The organism is Leptospira kanakyensis (genome assembly GCF_004769235.1).
Lineage (GTDB): Bacteria > Spirochaetota > Leptospiria > Leptospirales > Leptospiraceae > Leptospira_A > Leptospira_A kanakyensis.
Genome location: NZ_RQFG01000023.1, coordinates 1 through 3,226 on the forward strand (window position 1 = coordinate 1; position 3,226 = coordinate 3,226).

Consider the following 3,226-nt stretch of genomic DNA (forward strand, 5'->3'; position numbering starts at 1 on the left):
GCAAGCGTCGTTCCAGTCCCTAACGTCCCCTACAGGGACTCAGGGCCGGGGAACGTCGTCTCCACTCAATCGTTATGCGTAATAGACATAAATTTCTTCTATAAAAAAAACTTATAAATATTTTAAACTTAAAGGAAATACAAGATGGATAATTACTTTCAGAAGCAATCTGAAGCTAAAAAACTTCTACAATCGGTGCAAGGGATAACTAATTTCGACGCAGTAGCAACATGGGATTCGAATGCCTCTGATCAAATAAAAATCTTATTTGAATCTAATTTTGTTTTAAATAATCAAATAAATGATCTAAATAAACAATTAATAAAAGCTAAGACTGATTATCAATCAATTCCATTTTTTAAACGATTGTTTACTTCTAAATTTCCTATAAGAAAAATAGAAAATCAAATTAGTTTAAGTAAATCCCATATTAGTGAAAATACTTCACTGGCTGAACAACTTCAGGAGTGGATTGACAAAACTCCCGATGACATTTCACAAGCAAAAGCATTACTCGTTGAACTTAAACAAATAAAAAAAGAATTAACAATTTTAAAAAAGGAAATTTCTGCATCGATCAGATCCACTAATCAACAAGCAAGAGCAAAAAATTCCCAAATAGCAAACCAATATTTCAGTAACTCAAAATATAAGCAAATTCAAAGAATCGGAGTGCGAGCAGAAAAAGAAAGTGCCTTACGTATGCATGAAAGCGAAAAAGAAGAGGTCGAAAGCCAAATCATTGAAGTCGAAAAGATGATACTTTGGATCGAAAGAATTAAAAATTCATAAACAATGTCTACTACGCATAACAGCGACTTACCGCTACGCTTCGGCACAAGGCCTCGCTCGGCCTACGGCAAATTTTCCTCCTGTCACTCGCCTTGCTTACGCAAGCTACGTGCCAGTCCCTAACGTCCCGTTTCCGGGACTCAGGGTCGGACAACTTCGGTAAGTCTAGTTCGTTATTTGCAATATTCGATAATTAAGTTTAAAAATCTTTTCAAATGTATTCCTTTTCACAATCGAATTGTAAAAAAAACAAAAATACTCAGAAATTTAAAAAAGTGAAAAAGAAAGAAAAGAGAAGCAAAACTTAAATGCATTGCATTTCCATAAAATTCGATACTAAACATCGAACACTGCAAATAACAACGGCTAACCGCATCACTTCGGGACTTACGCCCTCGTTCGGTCTACGACACATAGGCTTTTGTCACTCCTCTTGCTTACGCAAGCCTCGTGCCAATCCCTAACGTCCCATTCGGGACTCAGGGCCAGCCTACGTCGGTTAACCTGATTCGTTATACGCAATGACAGGAAAAAATATATGAAACCAAAATTTTTTTGTGCCTCATCTGGCGAGAGTAAAGTCTTCGCAGAAAATTTAAAAAGTATGATAAATGAATTCTGTGAAATAGACTTATGGACTGACAATTTTTTTAGTAAAAATGATTTTCCAATTGATACACTAATAGAAAAAAGAAATCAATATGATGGCGGCATTTTTCTTTTTTTTGAAGATGATAAAGTCATTTCTAGAAAAAAACAATATTTTTCTGCTCGTGATAATGTGATACTAGAGTACGGTATTTTCCTTTCCGCTCTAGGTAGAAAAAATTGTTTAATCCTACATCCACCAAACATAAAAATTCCTTCGGATATAAAAGGTCTTTATACTCTAGAAGTAAAATTTAAAAAGGGAACAAAAGATTTAGATTTACAAAAGGTCTCTGATGAAATTTCACAGTTCATCAAAGACAAAACGGGAAAACTGAATGGTAATTGGATTCAGAATTGGATAGTAAATAAATTTTATATTCCAAGAAGTAATAAATCCGAGGTGCAGGTAATACATTTCGGAAATCATTTTCGCGCTCGATTTAAATCACTTAATAATGAATACGAAGCAATCGGTGAAATAGATAAGCATTACATTACTGGCAATTGGTCTACTATTAATAATAACCTAGGCTATCATGGATCATTTCAATTAGGAATTAATGGAACAAATGATCAGCTAAAAGGAAAATGGAATGGTTATAGCTCAACAAGATCAATAATAAGATCTGGAAAATGGATCTGGAATAGAATCTAAACCTGTCACTGCGTATAACAGCGTCTTCCCGCTACGTTTCGGGACAAGCCCTCACTCGGCCTACGGCAAATTCCCTTCCGTCACACTTCTTGCTACGCAAGAAGATGCGCCGACGCCAACGCCTACTACGTAGGCTCGGCTACAGGGAACTTCGGGAAGACTAGTTCGTTATACGACATTTCAAAATGATAAACCATCAGAATATCATAGATAATTACAAATTTTATCATTATAGTTCAGATTAAATGTACGCCTATTTTCAATTAATTTACCTTGTAATATGCTTCTGAAATTTAAAAAGTATCGTAAATGAATAAATTTAAGAATTTCTTTCTTTCTAAATTAATTACTATTTTCCTATTTTTATTCTTTTTTAATAATTGTGCCGCTCTAGGATTTTGGGTAATTACATTTGAAGAAAAAGAATATGAAATAGATTCCGCATATAAGAAGAAAGATATAAACACTGTTTTAAATACTTATGGTGAACCTTCAAAAATTGAAACCGTTTCTGATCAATGTAAACAGATCATTTATAGAAAAGGAGATATTAAAATTAAATACGGCGGAATAGGAGCTTCTTATCTTACTCTGCTTTTAACATTCCCCTTGATATTGCCATATGGTTATACTTACGATTCTTTAGAGTTTAAAATTTGTGATCAAATTATAGAAAAAGAAATAAGAAGGAATGCTGAAGGACATAAATTTGTCGGTGGCCTCGGATTTGTTTGTTTACCAAATGGAAGTAATGAAAAATGTATAAAACTTATTGGAACGAAAGTATATGAAGAATATAGGCTTAATGATAATGATTTCTTGGCTTGGTTATATCTTATTCTAGTTTGGGGAACGATTTTTATTTTATTATAAAACAAAAGCAATTGGATGTACCAATTTGAAACGTCGTATAACAGCGACTTACCGCTACGCTTCGGGACAAGCCCTCGCTCGGCCTTCGGCAAATTCCCTTTCTGTCACTCGTTTGCATCCGCAAACTACGTGCCAGTCCCTAACGTCCCGTCCGGGACTCAGGGTCAGGGAACTTCGGTAAGTCTAGTTCGTTATGCGTAATTGCTGCAAAACATTGGTTTTATCAAAAAATAGCAAATTTTCCAAAAAATTCAA

General features: G+C 34.5%; 3 protein-coding genes. All 3 read left to right on the forward strand.

The genetic code is table 11. The features are described 5' to 3' along the window. Positions 1–144 precede the first annotated feature (144 nt). Positions 145–792, forward strand: a complete 648-nt coding sequence (locus tag EHQ16_RS19325) for a hypothetical protein (protein WP_135632076.1) — start codon at positions 145–147, stop codon at positions 790–792. A 538-nt stretch (positions 793–1,330) separates the two neighbouring features. Then, positions 1,331–2,098: a TIR domain-containing protein gene (locus EHQ16_RS19330; RefSeq protein WP_135632077.1), complete on the forward strand. Its 768-nt coding sequence runs from the start codon at positions 1,331–1,333 to the stop codon at positions 2,096–2,098. Positions 2,099–2,407: 309 nt separating this feature from the next. Continuing rightward, positions 2,408–2,971: a hypothetical protein gene (locus EHQ16_RS19335; protein ID WP_135632078.1), complete on the forward strand. Its 564-nt coding sequence runs from the start codon at positions 2,408–2,410 to the stop codon at positions 2,969–2,971. Positions 2,972–3,226 lie beyond the last annotated feature (255 nt).

What these genes read in the sequence shown, in the direction of transcription:
- EHQ16_RS19325 (WP_135632076.1), top strand. Translation starts at nt 145, where the DNA reads ATGGATAATTACTTTCAGAAGCAATCTGAAGCTAAAAAACTTCTACAA.
- EHQ16_RS19330 (WP_135632077.1), top strand. Translation starts at nt 1,331, where the DNA reads ATGAAACCAAAATTTTTTTGTGCCTCATCTGGCGAGAGTAAAGTCTTC.
- EHQ16_RS19335 (WP_135632078.1), top strand. Translation starts at nt 2,408, where the DNA reads ATGAATAAATTTAAGAATTTCTTTCTTTCTAAATTAATTACTATTTTC.